We start from the raw sequence: 1739 nt of genomic DNA on the forward strand, positions 1-1739 counted from the left end.
AGAGCCTCTGCCAAAATAAAAAATTACCCTTGAACGAGGCTCTAGAGAATTAATGATCCTGTTTTTTTCTTTTCTTCCAGGTTTTCAAATTCAGCAGAAATAAAATGGGCATTTTTTTCTCCAAAAAAGGGCATACGTATCCTGCCTTCACAAAATGGGTTTTTCAATGCCCTTTGTGGAAAGGAGACGCTTCATTGGACTTATTCACATATCCACCTGTGAATAACTTAATTTGCTCTTTGTAGTCGATGGCGTGTCCATCCACAATTGGCCTTTCCTGTTTGATGGTACGCCATATTTGCCATGATATGCATAGATATCATACATCGATCTACATGCGCTTCAACTGCCTGTTTTCCACGCTTGTGAACACGACGGAGACTGTATCCGTCTTTTAGAATGCCAAAGATTCGTTCGATGATCGTTCTGGCACTATATAACACTTTAAATTTCCGCCCATGTTGGGGCAACTCGACGTCTACTTGAGGCGTTTGATCAAAGTCCATCCGAAATACTCTTCCTTGTGCTGCTCCATTACAACATTCCACGTGATTCGCCAGAGGGCAGGTGAGTCCTTTTTGCTTGGCATTTGGATGAAATACAGGACAAGTGTAAATATATTGCCCCTTTTCCAAATCAGATCCTCTAAGTTCCATTTTATGTTCACTGATACAGACGGGGATGCCGTACCGATTGATTTTTTCAATTCCCCGGGCGGCAGTTGGTTTATCTTTACGACTCCGTGGGTTGATGGGTGACACCAATTTCGCCTGTAATACGTCCTTTGTCACTTTTTGATTTTCCGGCGTTTGGTAGATTCCATCTGCCAAGATAAAGTCTAACTGCTCAACCATTTCGGGGTTCTCCGCCTTAAACGTCTCCAATGTCGTTTCTAATGTTTTCCCATCAGGTGTATTTCCTTTGAATACTTCCCGTGTCAAAGGCAAGCCGGATTTCACTCCGCATACCATTGATAATTTATGCGCAATATAGGAGACTGCAGTACTTTTACGCATCACCCCTGCGTTATCATCCGTAAGGATTCTAGGGCAATCACAATCTCCTTCGCAAGAACACGTTTTCATTGTTTTATTCAACGTTGCTTCTGCCTCTATATGTGATGTATCCACGGCGGCTGCTTCCTCAACCGTTTCAACCACGCCTTCCCCTTTATTATATTCAACCACCAATAGTCGAGCTTTTTCCCAAAGATCATTTGTTGTCATGATTTGATCAAAGCGAGCAAAGGAACGGTAACTCGGAATTTTCTCCGTAAATCCACACATGGCGGCAAATAGCGGGTTTGATTTCACTTGTAAATAGACACTCTCAACCATCACTTCAATATATTGTAAAGGGGCCAGTTCAAAAGCACGAAAAAAGGGCATGAAAGGATGCGGTTTTCTCCCTGCGGGAGAGGGATGAAATAATAGAGACGCAGACTTATCTTCTTCCTCGGGTATTGAAAATAGTGCTGGCTGGATTTCATCGGAATGATCATGTGCTCTTTCATTTTTTAAGTGCAAGTATAAAAGGGTATAGTAATCTCGTTCAACCGGTTTAAAAATCTCCCATGGAAAACACACGGCTGGAATGACAAAGGGTATATCAGCGTAGTCTTGCCAATTGTGGGGAATCAAATTTTTTTGTATTGATAAATCTCTGGTTTGTGTTAGACTAGAAATAGTCATGAAATCACTCCTAGGATACTTGGATATTTGGTAGTACTTATATCTTAG

Annotated in this window: 1 protein-coding gene; it reads right to left on the reverse strand. The window is 41.7% G+C overall.

Features of this window, described 5'->3' with window-relative positions; all coding sequences use genetic code 11:
- Window positions 1-227 precede the first annotated feature (227 nt).
- Window positions 228-1739, reverse strand: a 1512-nt coding sequence (locus tag IC21_RS07120; RefSeq protein WP_235801108.1) for a transposase, incomplete at its 5' end; no start/stop codon positions are given.

This window comes from Heyndrickxia coagulans DSM 1 = ATCC 7050 (assembly GCF_000290615.1).
Taxonomy (GTDB): domain Bacteria; phylum Bacillota; class Bacilli; order Bacillales; family Bacillaceae_C; genus Weizmannia; species Weizmannia coagulans.